Consider the following 256-nt stretch of genomic DNA (forward strand, 5'->3'; position numbering starts at 1 on the left):
GCAACAGCGTTGAAGATGGGGTGACGTGTTAACGCCACATCTGCGGGTACTCCTCCCAGTAACGTCCCATCTGACGCTCTTGGGTTAATTCATACAGCTCGTAGCGGCGCCCCAGGCGAGCACCGCCGTCTCGGGTAAGAGGTTGCCAGCGTAGCATAGTGCTGTCGCGGCTTGAGAAGGAGAAAAAGGCATCAAGCGGTATCGTCAAATAGAGCCCTTTGTCAAAACTACCTTCCCCGAATGCATCGCCCGCATC

1 protein-coding gene is annotated in these 256 nt (G+C 55.9%); it reads right to left on the reverse strand.

Going from position 1 to position 256, the window contains the following annotated elements; all coding sequences use genetic code 11:
• Positions 1 to 28: 28 nt before the first annotated feature.
• Positions 29 to 256: YjbH domain-containing protein (locus Q5762_RS38975; RefSeq protein WP_315897052.1), on the reverse strand; the 228-nt coding region annotated here is incomplete at its 5' end.

This window comes from Streptomyces sp. P9(2023), from assembly GCF_032436795.1.
GTDB lineage: Bacteria > Actinomycetota > Actinomycetes > Streptomycetales > Streptomycetaceae > Streptomyces.